We start from the raw sequence: 20,336 nt of genomic DNA, 5'->3' as shown, positions 1-20,336 counted from the left end.
GGCCCGCCGGGCGGGCTGCGCGGCGGACAGCGGGAGGCGGGTGATCGGCGGCGCGTTCGGATCGGGCGCGTCCGCCGCGACGGAAGGCGGTTTCGGGCAGGGCGACGCACGGTGAAAACCATCGTGTCAGCGCCCATATTAATGAGTGAGTAATCATTCATTTTGTGGTTTCAACCTTGTCGAGGAGTGGAAAATGTCGAAAGTCTGGTTGGTAACAGGGGCCGCGCGCGGCCTGGGGCGTGCGATCGCGGAAGCGGTGCTGGCGGCGGGCGATCGTCTGGTGGCCGGTGCGCGCGATCCCGCGCGGCTCGCGGATCTGGAGGAACGGTACGGCGACCGGCTGCTGCCGATCGAACTCGACGTGACCGACGCCGCCGCGGCCGCGCATGCGGTGGCGGCGGCGCGCGACGCGTTCGGCCGCATCGACGTGCTGGTGAACAACGCGGGCTACGGCCATACGGCGCCGTTCGAGCAGATGGACGCCGACGCTTTCCGCGACCAGATCGAAACGAACCTGTTCGGCGTGGTCAACATGACGCGCGCGGTGCTGCCGACGATGCGTACGCAGCGCGCGGGCCACATCTTCCAGGTGTCGTCGGTCGGCGGGCGCACGGCGACGGCCGGCCTGTCCGCGTATCAGGCCGCGAAGTGGGCGGTCGGCGGATTCAGCGACGTGCTGTCGAAGGAAGTCGCGCCGTTCGGCGTGCGCGTGTGCACGCTGGAGCCGGGCGGGATGCGCACCGAATGGGCGGCGCAGGCGAAGCGCGAGGTCGACGGCTTGCTGCCCGACTATCAGCCGTCGGTCGGGAAGATTCTCGAATTGCTCGGCGCGTATGGCGGCCACGAGGTCGGCGACCCCGCACGGATCGCGGCGCTGATCGTCGAGTTGTCGCGTCGCGACGACGTGCCGATGCGTCTGCTGCTCGGCGGCGATGCGCTGTTCGTGTGCGAACAGGCGGAAGCGCAGCGGGCGGAGGAGGCGGCGCGGTGGCGCGATGCAACGCTGTCGACGATGTTCCCGGACGCGAAGCTCCCGGATGGGCTGCAGGCGTTGAAGAAGGTCGGGTAAGCCGGGGAAGCCGGGGCATCGCGGGTTTGCTTGAGCGCCGCGCCGGTCGTCGACCGCGATCGACGTTGCCGGCGGCCTTCAGCGGCCCAGCGCGTAGAACTCCGCGTTGGGCCGCATGTTCGTCACGTTCGCGAGGCGGTTCGACATCCCGAAGAACGCCGAGATCGCCGCGATGTCCCAGGCGTCCTCGTCGGTGAAGCCATGCGACTTCAGCGTATCGAAGTCGGCTTCGCCCACCTGGTGCGCGGTCTGCGACACCTTCATCGCGAAGTCGAGCATCGCCTTCTGTCGAGCGGTGATGTCGGCCTTGCGATAGTTGGTCGCGATCTGGTCGGCGATCAGCGGATCCTTCGCGCGAATGCGCAGGATCGCGCCGTGCGCGATCACGCAGTACTGACACTGGTTCGCGCTGCTGGTTGCCACGACGATCATTTCGCGTTCGGCCTTGGTGAGGTTGCCCGGCTTGTCCATCAGCGCGTCGTGGTACGCCATGAACGCGCGAAACTCGTCCGGGCGATGCGCGAGCGTGAGGAATACGTTCGGGACGAAGCCCGATTTTTCCTGGACGGCCGCGATCCGTTCGCGAATGTCGTCGGGCAGGTCTTCGAGTGCCGGCACGGGGAAGCGGCTGACGGGCGTGTTGTCTGCAGCGGTCATGAGGTCTCCTGGATGAAGTGGCACGGGTGGTCTCGACGCACGGGCCGCCGGCCTGAAAGAGAAACATCGCGTGTTGCCCGTGGCGTCATGCGTTGACGTCGACGATGATGTGGCCGCGATTCGGGTTGTTCATCCGCTCCTCGCCAAGTGGGATGACGCTGCCGACGCCGAAGAGCGTGTTTCTAGCCGGATGGAGCAAGTCTGTCAGCGAACGATGCAAGCATGGGATCTCACTCGCACTGGTACAAACCCTGATTAAATAAATTTATCGCGGTGAAAAATTCCGCATCTTATTGAACGGATATCGGCTCGCTATAGTGGCTCGCTTTCCCGCACGCAACCGTTCGCGTGCGGCTGACACGCTGACGATCAGCAGGAGCCGCTTGATGACCACCGACGTCCGATTCACCGAAATCGAGGATCTGATGCCCGCCGCCGGCGGGCTGCGCGAGATTCGCCATCACATTCACCATCATCCGGAGCTCGCGTACGAGGAGCACGAGACGGCCGCGCTCGTCGCGGACAAGCTCGAGCAATGGGGCTGGCAGGTGACGCGCGGGGTCGGCGAGACGGGCGTGGTCGGCACGCTGCGCGTCGGCGACGGCACGCGCAGCATCGGCATCCGTGCGGACATGGACGCGCTGCCGATCATCGAGGCGACCGGCCTGCCGTACGCGAGCGGCACGCACGGCAAGATGCACGCATGCGGCCACGACGGCCACACGACGATGCTGCTCGGCGCCGCGCAACACCTCGCGAAGACGCGCAACTTCTCCGGCACCGTGCATCTGTATTTCCAGCCGGCGGAAGAGCACGGCGTCGACAGCGGCGCGAAGAAGATGATCGACGACGGCCTGTTCGACCGCTTTCCGTGCGATGCGGTGTTCGGCATGCACAACCATCCGGGCGCGGCGCCCGGCGTGTTCCTCACGCGGCGCGGCCCGTTCATGTCGGCCGGCGACAAGGCGATCATCTCGATCGAGGGCATCGGCGGCCATGCGGCGCGGCCGCACCTGACGGTCGATCCGGTGGTCGTCGCGGCGAGCATCGTGATGGCGCTGCAGACGATCGTCGCGCGCAACGTCGACCCGTCGCAGCCGGCGGTCGTCACGGTCGGCTCGATGCACGCGGGCACCGCGAACAACGTGATCCCGAACGGCGCGCGCCTCGAACTCAGCGTGCGGTCGTTCAGCCCCGACGTGCGCGCGCTGCTCAAGCGCCGCATCGTCGAGCTCGCCGAGTCGCAGGCCGCGAGTTACGGCGCGACCGCGCACGTCGAGTACATCGAAGGCTATCCGGTCGTCGTCAATACGGATGCCGAAACGGATTTCGCCGCGCAGGTCGCGCGCGAGCTGGTCGGCGACGCGCACGTGGTCGAGCAGGCGGACCTGCTGATGGGCAGCGAGGATTTCGCGTTCATGCTGCAGCAGCGGCCGGGCTCGTTCGTGCGGCTCGGCAACGGCGAAGGTGAGGACGGCTGCATGGTGCACAACCCGAAGTACGACTTCAACGATCGCAACCTGCCGATCGGCGCGGCGTTCTGGACGCGCCTCGTCGAGCGGTACCTCGGGCAGTAGCCCCGGCGGCGGCGCGCGGCCGGCGCTTCCGGCCGCATTGAGAGGAGAAACGAACGATGCAGAAAGACCATCTCGCGCTGCACCCCGCGTCGGCGGGGGCTGCCGAAGCCGATACGCGCGGCGCACCGGCCGTCACGAAGCGCGGCGCGATCGCGGCGGCCGTGATCGGCAACTGGCTGGAGTTCTTCGATTTCACCGTGTACGGCTTTTTCGCGGTGCTGATCGGCAAGATGTTCTTCCCGTCGAGCGATCCGACCACGTCGCTGCTGCTGTCGGTCGCGACGTTCGCCGCGGGCTTCTTCACGCGGCCGCTCGGCAGCGTCGTGCTCGGCGTCTATGCGGATCGCAAGGGCCGCAAGGCCGCGCTGAACCTGACGATCATGCTGATGGCGCTCGGCACCGGCCTGATCGCGATCGCGCCGACCTACGCGCAGGTCGGCGTGGCCGCGCCGCTGCTGGTCGTCTGCGCACGGCTGATGCAGGGCTTCTCGCAGGGCGGTGAATTCGGCGCGGCGACTTCCACGCTGATCGAGCAGGGCGGCACGTCGCACCGCGCGTTCCGCGCGAGCTGGCAGCTCGCGACGCAGGGCGGCGCGGCGCTGATGGGTTCGGGCTTCGCGGCGCTGCTGTCGAACACGCTGACGAAGGACGCGCTCGAGGGCTGGGGCTGGCGCCTGCCGTTCCTCGTGGGCGTGCTGATCGCGCCGGTCGGCATGGTTCTGCGTCGCCGGCTCGCGGACGATGCGCCCTCCGACCGCCATCACGGGATCGAACGCGGCGTGCTGCGCGAGCTGTTCTCGCAGCACACGCGCACGGTGCTGCTGCTGATGCTGACGGTGATGGGCGGCACGGTGTCGACCTACATCCTGACTTTCTACATGCCGACCTATGCGATCCATACGCTCGGGCTGCCGATGAAGCTGTCGATGTTCGTCGGCGTCGCGTCGGGTTGCGTGATGCTGGTGACGTGTCCGCTGTTCGGCTGGCTGTCGGACCGCCTCGGCAGCCGGCGCATGCCGATCTTCGTCGGACGCGGCGTGCTGGTCCTGCTGCTGTTCCCGGCGTTCTGGCTGATGAACCATCATCCGACGCTGTCGGTGATCCTGCCGTTGACCGCGCTGATGCTGCTGTTCTATTCGCTCGGTTCGGCATCCGAAATGGCGCTGATGTGCGAATCGCTGCCGCGCCACGTGCGCGCGACGGGCATCTCGATCGCGTATGCGCTCGCGGTGACGATCTTCGGCGGCACCGCGCAGCTGATCGCGACCTGGCTCGTGAAGACGACGGGCAGCAAGCTCGCGCCGGCCGGCTACGTGGCCATGTGCGTGGTGCTGTCGCTGATCGCGGTCGCGATGCTGCGCGAGACGGCGCGCGAATCGATGGACTGACGTGCGGCGCCGCGGGCGGCGATCCGCGTGTGGATCACCGCCCGCGCACGGTCCTCAGATACGACGCGAGCATCGTCGCCAGTTCCTGCGCGGCGGGCGTCAACGGCACGGCCGCGCGCTGCAGCAGGCAGACTTCCTGCGATTCAGCCTGCTCGCGCACGCGCACCTTCGCGAGCGCGCCCGCGAACGGCCCGTGCCGCGTCACGGCTTCGGATTCGAGCGCGAGGCAATCCGTCTGCGTGACGAGCTGCAGCGTTTCGAACATCCCTTCCACGGTTGCGATGATCGTCGGCGCGGGCTGGCCGTGCGTGTCGAAATACGCGAGCAGCCGGTTGACGACCGGATCGGCGCTCAGGTTCGGCGAACGCGTCGACACCCACGCGTAGTCGGCCAGCTCGGCAAGCGATTGCGCGTGCTGCCGCGGATGGCCGTTGCGGCACACGACCACCGGCGCCGACGCATGCAGCGGCGTGACCGCGAGATCGGTCGTGTCGGTCTGCTTCGCGACGAGCGCGATCGCGAAATCCACGGCGCTCTCGCGCAGCCAGCCGATCATCATCCGCGACGTGCCGGTGCGCAAGTGCACGTCGACCTTCGGGAAGCGCGCGCGGAACGCGGTCAGCACCGGCGCGAACGCATCGATCAGCGGTTCGGTCACGAGGCCCAGCGTGACGGTGCCTTCGTAGGCGCCGCTCAGCTGACGGATCTCGTGCTCGACCTGTTCGCATTCGCCGAGGATCGCGCCCGAGCGCGCGAGCAGCCGCTGGCCGACGGCCGTCGGCACGATCCCGCGATTGGTGCGCGTGAACAGCGTCGCGCCGAGCGTCGCTTCGAGGCTCTGCAGTTGCTGCGTGACGCCGCTCTGCGCGAGATCCAGCGCGCGTGCGGCGGCGCGCAGGCTGCCATGTTCGACGACGGCCTGGAAGATGCGGAGCTGGGACAGCGTGAACGCCATGGTCGAGCGCGAGCCGGTGATCGGAAATACCGATCATGATAAGACAGCCGCGCGTTCCGGCGGCGACGCGCGCGCACTACGATCGCAGGCAGTCCGGCCCATGCCGGTTGTCCCACTTCCCGCCTTCCGTCGATCATGAAACGCGTGCCACGCCTCTCTCGCTTCCGCCGCTTCCTCGTTCCGCTGGCTTCCCTGTGCATCGGTTTCGCCGCGCCGTCCGCGCACGCGCTCGATGCGCATGTGGTGCGCCTCGGCATCGATCCGACCTATCCGCCGATGGACGCAAAGGCGCCCGACGGCAGCCTGAAGGGTTTCGACGTCGATCTCGGCAACGAGATCTGCCGCCGCGCGCAGTTGCGCTGCCAGTGGGTCGAGCTCGAATTCTCCGGGACGATCCCGGCGCTGCAGGCGCGCAAGATCGACGCGATTTTGTCGTCGATGGCGATCACCGAGAAGCGCGAGAAGCAGATCCTGTTCTCGTCGAAACTGTTCCGCTTCAAGTCGCGACTCGTCGCGCGGCCCGAGCTCGGGCTCGGCAGCACGGCCGTGTCGCTGGCCGGCAAGCGCGTCGGCGTGCAGTCGGGCACGCAGTTCGAATCGTGGGCGCTCGCGCACTGGACGCCGGCCGGCGTCGGCGTGGTGCCGTACAAGAGCCAGGACGACGTGTTCGCCGATCTCGTCAACGGCCGGCTCGACGCCGCGCTGCTCGGCACGGTGGAAGCCGACTACGGATTCCTGCGCCAGCCGAAGGGCAAGGGCTTCGCGTTCGTCGGCGCGCCGCTCGACCTGGGCGATCGCGGCGTCGGCATCGGAATGCGCCAGTCGGACACGGCGCTCAAGGCGTCGATCGACGGCGCGATCGCGTCGATGCTGAAGGACGGCACGTACGAGCGGATCGCGAAGCAGTACTTCGATTTCAACCCGTACGGCGACTGAGCCGAACGCGCCGTTTCCCTCGCATTTTTCATTCGGGACCCTCGATGCAGATTCGCACCACGCCGCTCCTGTCGCCGTCGATCGGCACGCAGCGCACGCTGACGAGCTTTCACTTCGGGCCGGCCGACGCCGGCCGCAAGATCTACCTGCAGGCCGCGCTGCACGCGGACGAGACGCCCGCGATGCTCGCCGCCGTCGCGCTCAAGCAGCGACTCGCGCAGCTCGACGCGGCCGGCCGGCTCGCGGCCGAGGTCGTACTGGTGCCGGTCGCGAACCCGATCGGGCTCAACCACCATCTGCTCGGGCAATTCATCGGCCGGTTCGATCTCGCGAGCGGACGCAATTTCAATCGCGGCTTCCTGCCGCTCGCCGACATCGCCGCGCGGGCGCGCGACCGGCTCGGCACGGATCCCGAACGCAATCGCTTGATCGTGCGCGAATGCGTCGGCGCGGCGCTCGACGAGATCGCGCCGCGCACCGAGTTCGACGCGTTGCAGCTTGCGTTGCTGAAGCTGTCGCACGACGCGGACGTCGTGATCGACCTGCATTGCTCGCTCGAAGCGGTGATGCACGTGTACACGAGCGACGCGGCATGGCCGCAGGTCGAGCCGCTCGCGCGCTATCTCGGCGCGGAGGTGTCGTTGCTCGCCGAGGATTCCGGCGGCCACGCGTTCGACGATGCGCATCACCTGCTGTGGACGCAGTTACGGCAGCATCTGCCGGAACGCACGCCGATGGCGGCGGGCACGGTGGCCGTGACCGTCGAGTGCCGCGGCCAGCGCGACGTGACGCACGAATACGCGGCGCGCGACGCCGATGCGCTCGTCGACTATCTGGTGTGGTGCGGCGCGGTGCGCGGCGAGCGTACGCCGCTGCCGCCGCTCGCCGCGCCGGCCACGCCGCTCGCGGGCAGCGAGCAGTTCTACGCGCCGGTGAGCGGGATTCTCGTGCACCGCGCGGCGATCGGCGCGACGATTCGTGCGGGCGATCCGCTGTTCGACATCGTCGATCCGCTGACCGACGCGATCACGACGGTGTCGAGCGGCACCGACGGCGTGTTCTACATGCGCCGCGCGATCCGCTTCGTGACGGCCGGTGCGCCGCTCGGCCGTGTGACGGGGACGGTGCCGGTGCGCACGGGGATGCTGCTCGGGGCGTGAGTGGTGGGCACGGCGCCTGAGCGGCGCCGCGCCATGTCGTGCTTGTCGAATTGAGCGAGCGTTACAGCAGAGTCGGGGCATTGAACGGGCGGCCACGTGCCCCCCGTTTTTTTGTGTCTGCGAATGGCCGTCGCAGTGGTCCGGCCATCGCGCGGTTCACTTACCCGCGCCGTGCCACCAGTTCCGACACCGTTTGCGCGGCCTGCTGCAGCGGCCCGAGAAACTCCTTCACCATCTGCTTCGCGGTGTGCCGCTGCGCGTTGCCGCTGATGTTCATCGCGGCGATCACCTGCCCGCGCCGGTTGCGGATCGGTGCCGAGATCGACATCAAGCCCACTTCGAGTTCCTGGTCGACCACGGCCCAGCCTTGCTGGCGCACCTGCGCGATCGTCGCCTTCAGCTCGCCGATGTCGGTGATCGTGCGCGGCGTGTGCGCGCGGATGCCGCTCTGCGCGAGCGTTTCGTCGAGCGCCGCGTCGTCGAGCGCGGACAGCAGCACACGGCCCATCGACGTGCAGTACGCGGGCAGGCGGCTGCCGATCGACAGGTTGATCGTCATGATCTTGTGGGTCGGCACGCGCAGCACGTAGACGATCTCGGTGCGGTCGAGCACGGCGGCCGAGCAGCTTTCGTGGATCTGCGCGGACAGCTGCTCCATCACCGGATCGGCGAGACTCCAGAATGGCATCGACGTGAGATATGCGAAGCCGAGTTCGAGGATCTTCGGCGTGAGCCGGAACAGCCGGCCGTCGGCCTCGACATAGCCGAGCGTCTGCAGCGTCAGCAGGATCCGGCGCGCGCCGGCGCGCGTGAGCCCGGTGGCCGAGGCGACCTCGGTGAGCGTCTGCTCCGGGCGCTGGGCGTCGAATGCGCGGATCACCGCGAGGCCGCGCGCGAACGACTGCACATAGGAGTCGCCCGGTTTCGTCTGGATGTCTTCGGTTGTCATGAACGGTCGGATTGTCGTGCAGCCGAGAAGATAGCGCATGGGGCCGGACACGCCAACCGCACCGCGGACCGGGCGCTTGACAGGTCGTCCCCGCACTCCCTATGATGCGTTGAACGTTCGATACACGATCTTATGTTCGTATATAGAACATTTAAGCGCATCCCGGCGGGCAATGCAAGGGGCGCGTTTCATTCACTTCCCAGCTTTGCATGAGACCGGAGACACTGATGACCGGAGCTTTTCTGTGTGATGCGATCCGTACCCCGATCGGCCGTTACGGCGGCGCGCTGTCCGGCGTGCGCGCCGACGACCTCGGCGCGGTGCCGCTCAAGGCGCTCGTCGAGCGCAACCGCGACGTCGACTGGACGGCGATCGACGACGTGATCTACGGCTGCGCGAACCAGGCCGGCGAGGACAACCGCAACGTCGCGCGCATGTCCGCGCTGCTCGCGGGTTTGCCGGAGAGCGTGCCGGGTTCGACGATCAACCGCCTGTGCGGTTCCGGGATGGACGCGGTCGGCGTGGCCGCGCGCGCGATCAAGTCGGGCGAGGCCGCGCTGATGGTGGCCGGCGGCGTCGAAAGCATGACGCGCGCGCCGTTCGTGATGGGCAAGGCCGCCAGCGCGTTCGCGCGCCAGGCCGACATCTACGACACGACGATCGGCTGGCGCTTCGTCAATCCGCTGATGAAACAGCTGCATGGCGTCGATTCGATGCCGGAGACGGCCGAGAATGTCGCGGTCGACTACAACGTCAGCCGCGCCGACCAGGACCTGTTCGCGCTGCGCAGCCAGCAGAAGGCCGCGCGTGCGCAGCAGGACGGCACGCTCGCCGAGGAAATCGTGCCGGTCACGATTCCGCAGAAGAAGGGCGATCCGGTCGTCTTTTCGCGCGACGAGCATCCGCGCGAAACGTCGCTCGAGACGCTCGCGAAGCTGAAGGGCGTCGTGCGTCCGGACGGCTCGGTGACGGCCGGCAACGCGTCGGGCGTCAACGACGGCGCCGCCGCGCTGCTGCTCGCGAACGAAGCCACCGCGAAGCGCTTCGGCCTGACGCCGCGCGCGCGCGTGCTCGGCATCGCGACGGCCGGCGTCGCGCCGCGCGTGATGGGCATCGGCCCCGCGCCGGCCACGCAGAAGCTGCTCGCCCGGCTCGGCATGACGATCGATCAGTTCGACGTGATCGAGCTGAACGAAGCGTTCGCGTCGCAGGGCCTCGCGGTGCTGCGCATGCTGGGCGTCGCCGACGACGATCCTCGCGTGAACCCGAACGGCGGCGCGATCGCGCTCGGCCATCCGCTCGGCGCGTCGGGCGCGCGCCTCGTGACGACCGCGATGTATCAGCTGCATCGCACCAATGGCCGCTTCGCGCTGTGCACGATGTGCATCGGCGTCGGCCAGGGCATCGCGATCGCGATCGAGCGCGTCTGATCGCGTCATCCGGTCCAGCGGCGGCGTTCACGCCGCTTCACCGGGTTCCCGCTTCAAACGGTGTGGCCGGCACGCGATCGTCGCGCCGGCCACATCGTCATTCAGCTTGCGCTCGTTGCGCGAGGCGTGCGACGAGCGCGTCGATCTCGGTATCCGCGAACACCTCGACGCCATGCTGGCGCAGCAGCGCCGCCGTCACGCCGGCGCCGGCATGCCGTCGGCCCGCAAAACGCCCGTCGTAAATGAACGTGCTTCCGCACGAGGGGCTGCCGTCCGCCAGGATCGCGTAGCGGCAGTCGTGCGCGCGTGCCAGCGCGAGCGCGGTGCGCGCGCCGTCGATGAACGGCGCCGTCACGTCGGTGCCGTGCACGTCGACGATGCGCGCGGCACCCGACAGAACGCGTTGCCCTGATGCCCCATCCGCGATTTCGGCGGGCGGTCGCGGCACGCTCAATCCCCCTGCCAGTTCCGGACACACGGGCACCAGGCGCCCTTCGCGCTGCCATCGTGCGAGCGTTTCATGCGCGGCGGTCTTTGCCGAGCCGTTGTAACGGACGGGGTGACCGAGCACGCACATGCTGACGAGGATCTTCGGCAAGGCCGGCAGCTGCGACGCGTTCTGCAATGTCGTTCTCCGAGCGGTGTTGAGCGAGCGGAAATTCTACGCGCGGGTTGCGTTCGCGCGCGTACGGATGACGGAGGATCTCGCGCCGGGCGGCATGTCCGCCGCCGCATTCCGGCACGACCGATTCCGATTCCATTGATCGTTGGATTTTTTCATCGAATTCAAATGCCGGTCGAATGGAGCCGAGCAGACTGAATCGTTTCGCTGTGTGCAATGGTTATGTGAACCGATGCGTCGCCTGACGTAATCCAGCAAAGGATCGGGCCGTATCCGCAAAGCGCTGGACGCGATTATCGCGGGATTACTTGATCGAAATCATGTCGACGACGGAATTCAAATTTTCCGGCGCTTTCGGACTCAGGATTTCCCGGTGATTGCCGACAGTAAGGACGAGACCGTCGTAAAGCGATAAACCGTTTTTCGGCTACTGAGCGTGATTTTCGCGCCGCGCGGATCCCGCAGACGGACCCGCCTTTCGGAGCCTTGCATGCGCAACAACCAACCTGTCACCCAACAAGAATTCGAATTTCCCGACGACGTCACGCTGATGTCGACCACCGATGCCGACAGCATCATCACGTACGCGAACACGACGTTCGAATACGTGAGCGGCTTCTCGAACGACGAACTCGTCGGTCAGCCGCACAACGTCGTGCGGCACCCGGATATGCCGAAGGAGGCGTTCGCCGACATGTGGGCGACGCTGAAGAGCGGTGAGCCGTGGACCGCGCTCGTGAAGAACCGCCGCCGGAACGGCGATCATTACTGGGTGCGCGCGAACGCGGTGCCGGTGATGCGCGACGGCGTGCCGCACGGTTACCTGTCGGTGCGCACCAAGGCGCCGCGCGACGAGATCGCGGCCACCGACGCGCTGTATCGCGCGTTCCGCGAAGGCAAGGCCGGCCAGCGCCGTTTCCACAAGGGGTTGATCGTCCGGACCGGGCTGTTGTGGATCGCGTCGCTGCCGCAGACGATGTCGGTGCGCGCGCGCGTGCATTCGGCGCTGTGCGTGCTGGCGCCGGCCGTCGTCGGTGCCGGCTGGGCATGCGGGCTGGCCGGCGGCGGGCTGGCGGCGTTTGCCGCCGCGACGGGCGGCGTGTCGGTGGCTGCCGGCCTGTGGCTCGATGCGCAGATCGTGCGTCCGCTGAAACGGCTGCACGACCAGGCACTGAACGTCGCGACCGGCGAAAACCGCCGCGGCGTGCGGATGAACCGCGTCGACGAGATCGGCATGACGCTGCGCACGATCAATCAGCTCGGGCTGATGTTCCGCTGGCTCGTCGACGACGTCAGCGAGCAGGTGCACAACGTGCAGCGCGCGAGCAACGAGATCGCGCAAGGCAACAACGACCTGAGCGCGCGCACCGAACAGGCCGCGTCGAGCGTGCAGGAAACCGCCGCGTCGATGGCCGAAATGACGGCCACCGTCGACAGCAATGCCGAGACCGCGCTGCAGGCGAACCGGCTCGCCGTGTCCGCGAGCGAAGCGGCCGAGCGCGGCGGGCAGGCGGTGAGCGAGGTCGTCACGACGATGGACGACATCACCGCGAGTTCGCGCAAGATTTCCGACATCATCGGCGTGATCGACGGCATCGCGTTCCAGACCAACATCCTCGCGCTGAACGCGGCGGTCGAGGCGGCGCGCGCGGGCGAACAGGGGCGCGGCTTCGCGGTCGTCGCCGGCGAGGTGCGGGCGCTCGCGCAGCGCAGCGCGAACGCGGCGAAGGAGATCAAGACGCTGATCGGCGCGAGCGTCGAGCGGGTCGAGTCGGGCGCGCGCCGGGTCGACGATGCGGGCAGAACGATGGAAGACATCGTCACGCAGGTGAAGCGCGTGTCGGACCTGATCGCGGAAATCAGCTCGTCGACGGTGGAACAGAGCACGGGCGTCGCGCAGGTCGACCAGGCGGTCGTGCATCTGGACAACATCACGCAGCAGAACGCGGCGCTGGTCGAGCAGAGCGCGGCGGCGTCGGAAAGCCTGAAGCAGCAGGCGACGCGGCTCGTCGATGCGGTGAACGTGTTTCGATAATCGGCGGGGGGCGCGCGTCCGCGCGTTCCGTCGCGGCGAGCCGGTTAAATCCCGGCTTTCCGATTCGATTCGAATGTATCGAACGAGAGGGATTCTCATTTCCGAACCCGGATTTATTCGCTAATCCAGGCGGAGGAAATGTTTCCATTAGTCAGACAATTGACACCCAAGTACTTGATAAAACGGAGTTTTTGATTCACGTATAAACAAAGTTTTCGGCTGAATCAAGATGATGCGAAATTAATGCATATTTACCCGGAGCCGGCATAATGTTTTCGCCGGATTTGCCGAAAGCGCAGGAGTGTGACCGAACGCATGCGGGACAGCCGCGATGCGTACGGTCTCGATCCAATCCACAAGCGGACACAAGATTCGCAACCGGGAACTCCACACCATGCGCAATAACCAGCCTGTCACGCAACGCGAATTCGAATTCCCCGATGACGCGACGCTGATGTCGACCACCGACGCGGACAGTTACATCAAATACGCGAATGCCGCGTTCATTCAGGTCAGCGGATTTTCCCCCGAGGAAATCGAAGGCCAGCCGCACAACGTCGTGCGGCATCCGGATATGCCGAAGGAGGCGTTCGCCGACATGTGGGCGACGCTGAAGAACGGCGAACCATGGACCGCACTGGTAAAGAATCGTCGCAAGAACGGCGATCACTACTGGGTCCGTTCGAATACGGTGCCGGTGATGCGCAACGGGCAGCCGACCGGCTACATGTCGGTGCGCACGAAGGCGACGCGCGACGAGATCGCGGCGGCCGACGCGCTGTATCGCGCGTTCCGCGAAGGCAAGGCCGGCAATCGCCGCTTCCACAAGGGATTGATCGTCCGGACCGGGCTGATGCGCGTCGCGTCGCTGTTCCAGACGATGTCGGTGCGCGCGCGTTTGCATTCGACGCTGTGCGTGCTGGCGCCGGCCGTCGTCGGCGCGGGCTGGGCATGCGGGCTGGCCGGCGGCGGGCTCGCGGCGTTCGGCGCCGCGACGGCCGGCGTGTCGGTGGCCGCCGGCCTGTGGCTCGATGCGCAGATCGCGCGTCCGCTGATGCAACTGCGTGACCAGGCGTTGCGCGTCGCGACCGGCGAGAGCCGCACCGGCGTGGCGATGAACCGCGTCGACGAGATCGGCATGACGCTGCGCACGATCAACCAGCTTGGGCTGATGTTCCGCTGGCTCGTCGACGACGTCAGCGAGCAGGTGCACAACGTGCAGCGCGCGAGCAACGAGATCGCGCAAGGCAACAACGACCTGAGCGCGCGCACCGAGCAGGCGTCGACCAGCGTGCAGCAGACGGCCGCGTCGATGGCCGAGATGACGGCCACTGTGTCGAGCAACGCGGAGACGGCGCTGCAGGCGAACCAGTTGTCGGTTTCCGCGAGCGAGGCGGCCGAGCGCGGCGGGCAGGCGGTGAGCGAGGTCGTGACGACGATGAACGACATCACCGCGAGTTCGCGCAAGATTTCCGACATCATCGGCGTGATCGACGGCATCGCGTTTCAGACCAACATCCTCGCGCTGAACGCGGCGGTCGAGGCGGCGCGCGCGGGCGATCAGGGGCGCGGCTTCGCGGTCGTCGCCGGTGAAGTGCGGGCGCTCGCGCAGCGCAGCGCGAACGCGGCGAAGGAAATCAAGACGCTGATCGGCGCGAGCGTCGAGCGGGTCGAATCGGGCGCACGGATCGTCGACGGCGCGGGCAAGACAATGGAAGACATCGTCACGCAGGTGAAGCGCGTGTCGGACCTGATCGCGGAGATCAGCTCGTCGACGGCCGAGCAGAGCACGGGCGTCGCGCAAGTGGACCAGGCAGTCGTGCATCTGGACAACATCACGCAGCAGAACGCGGCGCTGGTCGAGCAGAGCGCGGCGGCGTCGGAAAGCCTGAAGCAGCAGGCGACGCGGCTCGTCGATGCGGTGAACGTGTTTCGTTGAAGGCGGCGGAGGGAGGTGACGCGGGCGCGGCGGAGAGGGGCGCCGGCCCGCGTCGGGACCGCCCGGTTCCGGCCGGGCGGTCAGGGCCTGTCACGGATGCGACAGGCCCCGAACCGTCAGACGGCGAGACAGAGGTACTTGATCACGACGTAATCGTCGATGCCGTAGTGCGAGCCTTCGCGGCCGAGGCCCGACTGCTTGACGCCGCCGAACGGCGCGACTTCGTTCGAGATCAGGCCCGTGTTGACGCCGACCATCCCGTATTCGAGCGCCTCGGCGACCTTCCACACGCGGCCGATGTCGCGGCTGTAGAAATACGCGGCGAGACCGAACTCGGTGTCGTTCGCGAGGCGGATCACCTCGTCGTCGCTGCCGAACTTGAACAGCGGCGCGAGCGGCCCGAACGTCTCTTCCTTCGCGACCTTCATCGCCGGCGTGACGCCCGTCAGCACGGTCGGCTCGAAGAAGCCGTGGCCGAGCGCGTGGCGCTTGCCGCCCGTCACGACGGTCGCGCCCTTCGCGAGCGCGTCCTCGATGTGTGCCTCGACCTTCAGCACGGCCGCTTCGTTGATCAGCGGGCCTTGCGTGACGCCCGGCTCCGTGCCGCGACCGACCTTCAGCTGGCCGACCGCCGCCGCGAGCTTCTGCGCGAACTGGTCGTACACGGCTTCGTGCACGTAGAAGCGGTTGGTGCACACGCACGTCTGGCCGCTGTTGCGGTACTTCGACGCGATCGCGCCCTGCACGGCCGCATCGAGATCGGCGTCGTCGAACACGATGAACGGCGCGTTGCCGCCGAGCTCCAGCGACACTTTCTTGACCGTCGCCGCGCATTGCGACATCAGCAGGCGGCCGACCGGCGTCGAGCCGGTAAACGACAGCTTGCGCACGATCGGGTTCGACGTCAGTTCGCCGCCGATCGCCTTCGGGTCGCCCGTGACGACGCTGAACACGCCGGCCGGCACACCCGCGCGCTCGGCCAGCACGGCCATCGCGAGGGCCGAGAACGGCGTCGCTTCAGCCGGCTTCACGACGATCGGGCAGCCTGCCGCAAGCGCCGGGCCGACCTTGCGGGTGATCATCGCCGCCGGGAAGTTCCACGGCGTGATCGCCGCGCACACGCCGATCGCTTCCTTCGTCACGACGATGCGCTTGTCGCTCGCCGGCGTCGGGATCGTGTCGCCGTACACGCGCTTGCCTTCCTCCGCGAACCACTCAAGGAACGACGCCGCGTAGCCGATCTCGCCCTTCGCCTCGGCCAGCGACTTGCCTTGCTCGGTGGTCAGGATCAGCGCGAGGTCGTCGGCGTTTTCCATCATCAGGTCGTGCCACTTGCGCAGGATCGCCGCGCGTTCCTTCGCGGTCTTCTTGCGCCACGCCGGCCATGCGGCGTTCGCGGCTTCGATCGCGTGACGCGTCTCGGCCGTGCCCATCGCCGGCACGGTGCCGAGCAGGCCGCCGGTTGCCGGGTTGCGGACCTCGAACGACTCGCCGTTCGCCGCGCCTTGCCATTCGCCGTTGACGTACGCCTGCTGGCGGAACAGCGACGGGTCTTTCAGTGCCAGGGTTTCCTGAACAGTGCTCATATGCATCGCCTGCTTTGAAAAGGACGGATAAGGACGGATGAAAACGGCCGCCGCCGTCTTCGCGACGGCGGCGGCGCATTCAGTCGAAGCGGACGGGAACTCAGGCCGGCACGCCGACCGTTTCCTTCAGCACTTCCTCGAGGATCACGAGCGCTTCGTCGAACACGGCCTGCGGGATCGTCAGCGGGAACAGGAAGCGCACGACGTTCGAGTACACGCCGCACACGAGCAGCAGCAGCCCGCGCTCGAGCGCACGCGCCTGCACGCGCTTCGTGAATTCCGCGTCCGGCTCGCCCGAACCCGGCTTCAGGAACTCGACCGCGATCATCGCGCCCGGGCCGCGCACGTCGGCGATCTGCGGCACGTCGGCCTGCAGCGAATTCAGCTTCGCCTTCAGCACGTCGCCGAGCTGCGTCGCGCGTTCGCACAGCTTCTCTTCGTCGATGATGTCGAGCACCGCGTGCGCCGACGCCACGGCCAGCGGGTTGCCCGCGTACGTGCCGCCGAGGCCGCCGGGGGCAGCCGCGTCCATCACGTCGGCACGGCCGACGACGCCCGACAGCGGCATGCCGCCCGCGAGGCTCTTCGCCATCGTGATCAGGTCGGCCAGCACGTCGTAGTGCTGCATCGCGAACAGCTTGCCGGTGCGTGCGAAGCCCGTCTGCACTTCGTCGGCGATCAGCAGGATGCCGTGCTCGTTACAGATCTTGCGCAGCGCGCGCACGAATTCGGCCGGCGCCGGATTGAAGCCGCCTTCGCCCTGGACCGGTTCGAAGATGATCGCGGCGACGCGCTTCGGATCGATGTCGGCCTTGAACAGCATCTCGATCGCCTTGATCGAGTCGGCCGTCGTCACGCCGTGCAGCGCGTTCGGGTACGGTGCGTGGAACACGTCGCCCGGGAACGGGCCGAAGTTCAGCTTGTACGGGGCGACCTTGCCGGTCAGCGCCATGCCCATCATCGTGCGGCCGTGGAAGCCGCCCGAGAACGCGATGACGCCCGGACGGCCGGTTGCCGCGCGCGCGATCTTGATCGCGTTTTCGACGGCTTCGGCGCCGGTCGTGAAGAACGCGGTCTTTTTCGGGAAGTCGCCCGGCGCGCGTTCGTTGATCTTTTCGGCCAGCTCGACGTACGACGCGTACGGGACGATCTGGTAAGCGGTGTGCGTGAAGCTGTTCAGCTGATCCGCGATCGCCTTGACGATCTTCGGGTGGCGGTGGCCCGTGTTCAGCACCGCGATGCCGGCGGCGAAATCGATGAAGCGGCGGCCTTCGACATCCCACAGCTCCGCGTTCTCGGCGCGGGCTGCGTAGAAATCACACATCACGCCGACGCCGCGCGGGGTGGCGGCGTTCTTGCGGGCCTGCAGGTCGGCATTCTTCACGGTCATCTCCTTGATGTTTTGCCCGGTGGGATAAAAATCGGCCGCGTTGGCAGCCCATGGAGGCGACTATAATCACATTTGGCTCTGGCAATCAGAGCCATTTCAATAAATATTCAGGAGCCAATCATGCGCGCAAGCGTGTTGTCGGACTGGCTGGCGCAGCGCCTCGTGCGCGGCGGCGAACAGCCGATCTACCGGCAGCTGCACCGCCTGCTGCAGCAGGCGATCCTGTCGCGCGAACTGCCGGCCGGCACGCGCGTGCCGTCGTCGCGGCTGCTGGCGGCGGAGCTCGGGATCGCCCGCAACACGGTCACGCAGGTTTACGAACAGCTTGCGCTCGAAGGCTACGTGAACTCGGCGACGGGGCGCGGCACGTTCGTCGCCGACAGCGCGCCGGACGAAATCGTCGGCGCGCCGGCCGACGCGGGCGCCGGGCCGGCGGTGGTGCCTGCTTCCGCGCGGCGGCTGTCCTCGCGCGGCACGCGGCTCGTCGAAGGCGCGGGTGTGTCGAAGCGCCAGGGCGGCGCGTTCATGCCGGGCGTGCCCGATGTGTCGCGATTTCCGGCGCGCGTGTGGACGCGGCTGCACAACAAGTATTGGCGGCGCCTGCGCCCGGACCTGCTGACGTACGCGCCGGGCGGCGGGCTCGCGCTGTTGCGCGAGGCGCTGGCCGACTATCTGCGCACGTCGCGCTCGGTGCGCTGCACGCCCGAGCAGATCGTGATCACGACCGGGATCCACCAGTCGATCGACCTCGCGGTGCGGCTGCTGACCGATCCGGGCGACGCGATCTGGACCGAGGATCCGTGCTACTGGGGCGTGCGCAGCGTGCTGAACGTGTCGGGGCTCACCACGCGGCCGATTCCGGTCGACGACGAAGGGATCGCGCCGTCGGCCGCCGATCTCGCCGAGCCGCCGAAGCTGATGCTCGTCACGCCGTCGCATCAGTATCCGCTCGGGATGGTGATGAGCCTCGCGCGGCGGCGGATGCTGCTCGAATACGCGCGCCAGCACGGCTGCTGGATCATCGAGGACGACTACGACAGCGAATTCCGTTACGGCAGCCGGCCGCTCGCGTCGCTGCAGGGGCTCGATACGGCCGGGCAGGTGATCTATGTCGGCAGCTTCGGCAAGACGCTGTTCCCGGGGCTGCGGGTCGGGTATCTCGTCGCGCCGGAGCCGCTCGCGGAGAGCTTCGCGACCGCGAGCGCCGAGCTGTATCGCGAAGGTCAGCTGCTGCAGCAGGCGGTGCTCGCGGAGTTCATCGCGGAAGGGCACTTCGTGTCGCATATCCGCAAGATGCGCACGCTGTACGGGCAGCGCCGCGAGGTGCTGCTCGACGCGGTCGCGCGCCGCTACGGCGACACGCTGCAGGCGCTCGGCAGCGATGCGGGGCTGCATCTCGTCACGCGGCTGCCGGACGGCGTCGACGATCGCGCGGTCGCGCAGGCCGCGCTCGAACGCAACATCGTCGTGCGGCCGTTGTCCGGCTATTACGCGCAGCGCGAACGTGCGGCATCGGGCTTGCTGCTCGGTTATGCGTGCGTGCCGGAGGACGAGATCGCGACGGCGTTCGCGACGCTGGCCGAGGCGATCGACGAGCGGGCGTTCGACCAGGTCGTCGCGACGGTCTGACGGGAACGGCACGGCGACACGCGCGCGCCGCGGGGCGGGCCGTCGATGGGTGAGCCAACGATCGCCTCCGCGATGCGAACCGATCGTCGGCATGCGCTACAGCCGAATCAACATCGCGCCCGCGACCACCAGCACACACGCGGCGAGCCGCTGCGCGCCGGGCCGCTCGCGCATCACGAACCAGCCGATCGCGACCGCGAAGATCGAGCTCGTCTCGCGCAGCGCCGATACGGTCGCGACCGGCAGGTGCCGGTACGCGAGGATCACGATCCCGTATGCGGCGAGCGAGATCGTGCCGGCGATCGCGCCCTGCGCGAGCGCGGTGCGCGACGCGAGCACCGCGCGCGGGCCGCCGCGCAGCACGCAGACGAGCACGAGCTGCGGCACGCTCCACAGCAGATACACCCACGCGATGTAGCCGAGCGCGCTGCCGGACACGCGCGAGCCGATGCCGTCGCAGATCGAATACGCGGCGATGAACACGCCCGTGAGCAGCGCATACGGCACGCCTTCGCCGGAGAACCGGAGGCCGCGCCGCAGCGCGAGCGACATGATGCCGAACGACACGAGCGCGATGCCCGCGAAGCCGAACGGCGTCGGCCGCTCGTGCAGCATCGCGAGCGCCAGCACCGACACGAGCAGCGGCGAGATCCCGCGCGCGATCGGATAGATCTGCCCGAATTCGCCGTTGCGATACGCGCGCGCCAGCGTGAAGCAGTACGCGACCTCGAGCACCGCCGACGCCGCGACATACGGCCAGGCGGCGGGCGCCGGCGCGGGCAGCAGCACGGCGCCGGCGATGCCGAACGCGAGATACGGCAGCGACATCGTGCCGAGCTGGACGAGCCGGTCTTCGCTGACATGGAGGAAGGCATTCCAGATCGCGTGCAGCAACGCGGAGCACAGCACGAGACCGATGAACAGGTGATCCATGAACGAAGGCGCGGACGGGAGGGGCGCGGCGAGCGCCGTCAATTATGTGGGTATCCGGCGCGCGGGCGCGGAATTGTCGAT

Annotated in this window: 16 protein-coding genes; 9 read left to right on the top strand and 7 right to left on the bottom strand. The window is 67.8% G+C overall.

The features are described from left to right. Positions 1–193 precede the first annotated feature (193 nt). Entirely contained in the window at positions 194–1,069 is an 876-nt protein-coding gene (locus WS49_RS12540) for an SDR family NAD(P)-dependent oxidoreductase (RefSeq protein ID WP_059528543.1), read from the top strand. 78 nt (positions 1,070–1,147) lie between these two features. On the opposite strand, the gene WS49_RS12535 is transcribed toward WS49_RS12540, so the two are convergent. Then, a complete protein-coding gene (locus WS49_RS12535) occupies positions 1,148–1,726 on the bottom strand; it encodes a peroxidase-related enzyme (protein ID WP_059528540.1) in 579 nt (192 codons plus the stop codon). 386 nt (positions 1,727–2,112) lie between these two features. Between WS49_RS12535 and WS49_RS12530 the strand changes: the two genes are divergently transcribed. Together WS49_RS12530 and WS49_RS12525 are read left to right on the top strand one after the other, a co-directional pair. Then, positions 2,113–3,303, top strand: coding sequence for a M20 aminoacylase family protein (locus tag WS49_RS12530; protein ID WP_059528537.1), 1,191 nt, complete (start codon positions 2,113–2,115; stop codon positions 3,301–3,303). A gap of 56 nt (positions 3,304–3,359) precedes the next feature. Beyond that, complete coding sequence (locus WS49_RS12525) at positions 3,360–4,691, top strand: MFS transporter (protein ID WP_059528534.1); 1,332 nt, start codon at positions 3,360–3,362, stop codon at positions 4,689–4,691. A 34-nt stretch (positions 4,692–4,725) separates the two neighbouring features. Here WS49_RS12525 and WS49_RS12520 read toward each other — a convergent pair whose 3' ends face one another. After that, on the bottom strand, positions 4,726–5,646 hold the full coding sequence (locus WS49_RS12520) for a LysR family transcriptional regulator (protein ID WP_059528531.1): 921 nt from the start codon (positions 5,644–5,646) through the stop codon (positions 4,726–4,728). Between the two features lie 183 nt (positions 5,647–5,829). On the opposite strand from WS49_RS12520, the gene WS49_RS12515 reads away from it, so the two are divergent. Together WS49_RS12515 and WS49_RS12510 are read left to right on the top strand one after the other, a co-directional pair. Continuing rightward, positions 5,830–6,582: a transporter substrate-binding domain-containing protein gene (locus WS49_RS12515; RefSeq protein WP_257127683.1), complete on the top strand. Its 753-nt coding sequence runs from the start codon at positions 5,830–5,832 to the stop codon at positions 6,580–6,582. A gap of 44 nt (positions 6,583–6,626) precedes the next feature. Next, positions 6,627–7,742 (top strand): succinylglutamate desuccinylase/aspartoacylase family protein, encoded by a 1,116-nt coding sequence (locus WS49_RS12510; RefSeq protein ID WP_059528525.1) that lies wholly within the window; start codon positions 6,627–6,629, stop codon positions 7,740–7,742. Between the two features lie 160 nt (positions 7,743–7,902). Here WS49_RS12510 and WS49_RS12505 read toward each other — a convergent pair whose 3' ends face one another. After that, positions 7,903–8,691: an IclR family transcriptional regulator gene (locus tag WS49_RS12505; protein ID WP_059528522.1), complete on the bottom strand. Its 789-nt coding sequence runs from the start codon at positions 8,689–8,691 to the stop codon at positions 7,903–7,905. Positions 8,692–8,918: 227 nt separating this feature from the next. Between WS49_RS12505 and pcaF the strand changes: the two genes are divergently transcribed. Next, positions 8,919–10,121, top strand: a complete 1,203-nt coding sequence (pcaF, locus tag WS49_RS12500) for a 3-oxoadipyl-CoA thiolase (protein ID WP_059528519.1) — start codon at positions 8,919–8,921, stop codon at positions 10,119–10,121. Between the two features lie 97 nt (positions 10,122–10,218). Here the strand turns inward: pcaF and WS49_RS12495 are convergent, their stop codons facing one another. Then, positions 10,219–10,698: a DUF523 domain-containing protein gene (locus WS49_RS12495; protein WP_059529096.1), complete on the bottom strand. Its 480-nt coding sequence runs from the start codon at positions 10,696–10,698 to the stop codon at positions 10,219–10,221. Between the two features lie 535 nt (positions 10,699–11,233). On the opposite strand from WS49_RS12495, the gene WS49_RS12490 reads away from it, so the two are divergent. Together WS49_RS12490 and WS49_RS12485 are read left to right on the top strand one after the other, a co-directional pair. After that, positions 11,234–12,778, top strand: a complete 1,545-nt coding sequence (locus WS49_RS12490; protein ID WP_059528516.1) for a methyl-accepting chemotaxis protein — start codon at positions 11,234–11,236, stop codon at positions 12,776–12,778. A 394-nt stretch (positions 12,779–13,172) separates the two neighbouring features. Beyond that, positions 13,173–14,717 (top strand): methyl-accepting chemotaxis protein, encoded by a 1,545-nt coding sequence (locus WS49_RS12485; protein WP_059528514.1) that lies wholly within the window; start codon positions 13,173–13,175, stop codon positions 14,715–14,717. Between the two features lie 116 nt (positions 14,718–14,833). Here WS49_RS12485 and gabD read toward each other — a convergent pair whose 3' ends face one another. Further along, a complete protein-coding gene (gene gabD / locus WS49_RS12480; protein ID WP_044845770.1) occupies positions 14,834–16,303 on the bottom strand; it encodes an NADP-dependent succinate-semialdehyde dehydrogenase in 1,470 nt (489 codons plus the stop codon). 100 nt (positions 16,304–16,403) lie between these two features. After that, positions 16,404–17,693: a 4-aminobutyrate--2-oxoglutarate transaminase gene (locus WS49_RS12475; protein WP_059528511.1), complete on the bottom strand. Its 1,290-nt coding sequence runs from the start codon at positions 17,691–17,693 to the stop codon at positions 16,404–16,406. A 120-nt stretch (positions 17,694–17,813) separates the two neighbouring features. On the opposite strand from WS49_RS12475, the gene pdxR reads away from it, so the two are divergent. Then, complete coding sequence (gene pdxR, locus WS49_RS12470) at positions 17,814–19,322, top strand: MocR-like pyridoxine biosynthesis transcription factor PdxR (RefSeq protein WP_059528508.1); 1,509 nt, start codon at positions 17,814–17,816, stop codon at positions 19,320–19,322. Positions 19,323–19,418: 96 nt separating this feature from the next. On the opposite strand, the gene WS49_RS12465 is transcribed toward pdxR, so the two are convergent. Then, the gene (locus WS49_RS12465; RefSeq protein ID WP_059528504.1) at positions 19,419–20,255 is read right to left on the bottom strand and encodes a DMT family transporter; all 837 of its coding nucleotides are present in this window, start codon (positions 20,253–20,255) and stop codon (positions 19,419–19,421) included. Positions 20,256–20,336 lie beyond the last annotated feature (81 nt).

The sequence above is a fragment of the Burkholderia sp. RF7-non_BP4 genome, assembly GCF_001521935.1.
Classification (GTDB): domain Bacteria; phylum Pseudomonadota; class Gammaproteobacteria; order Burkholderiales; family Burkholderiaceae; genus Burkholderia; species Burkholderia diffusa.
This window is presented reverse-complemented; position numbering and strand designations above follow the sequence as displayed.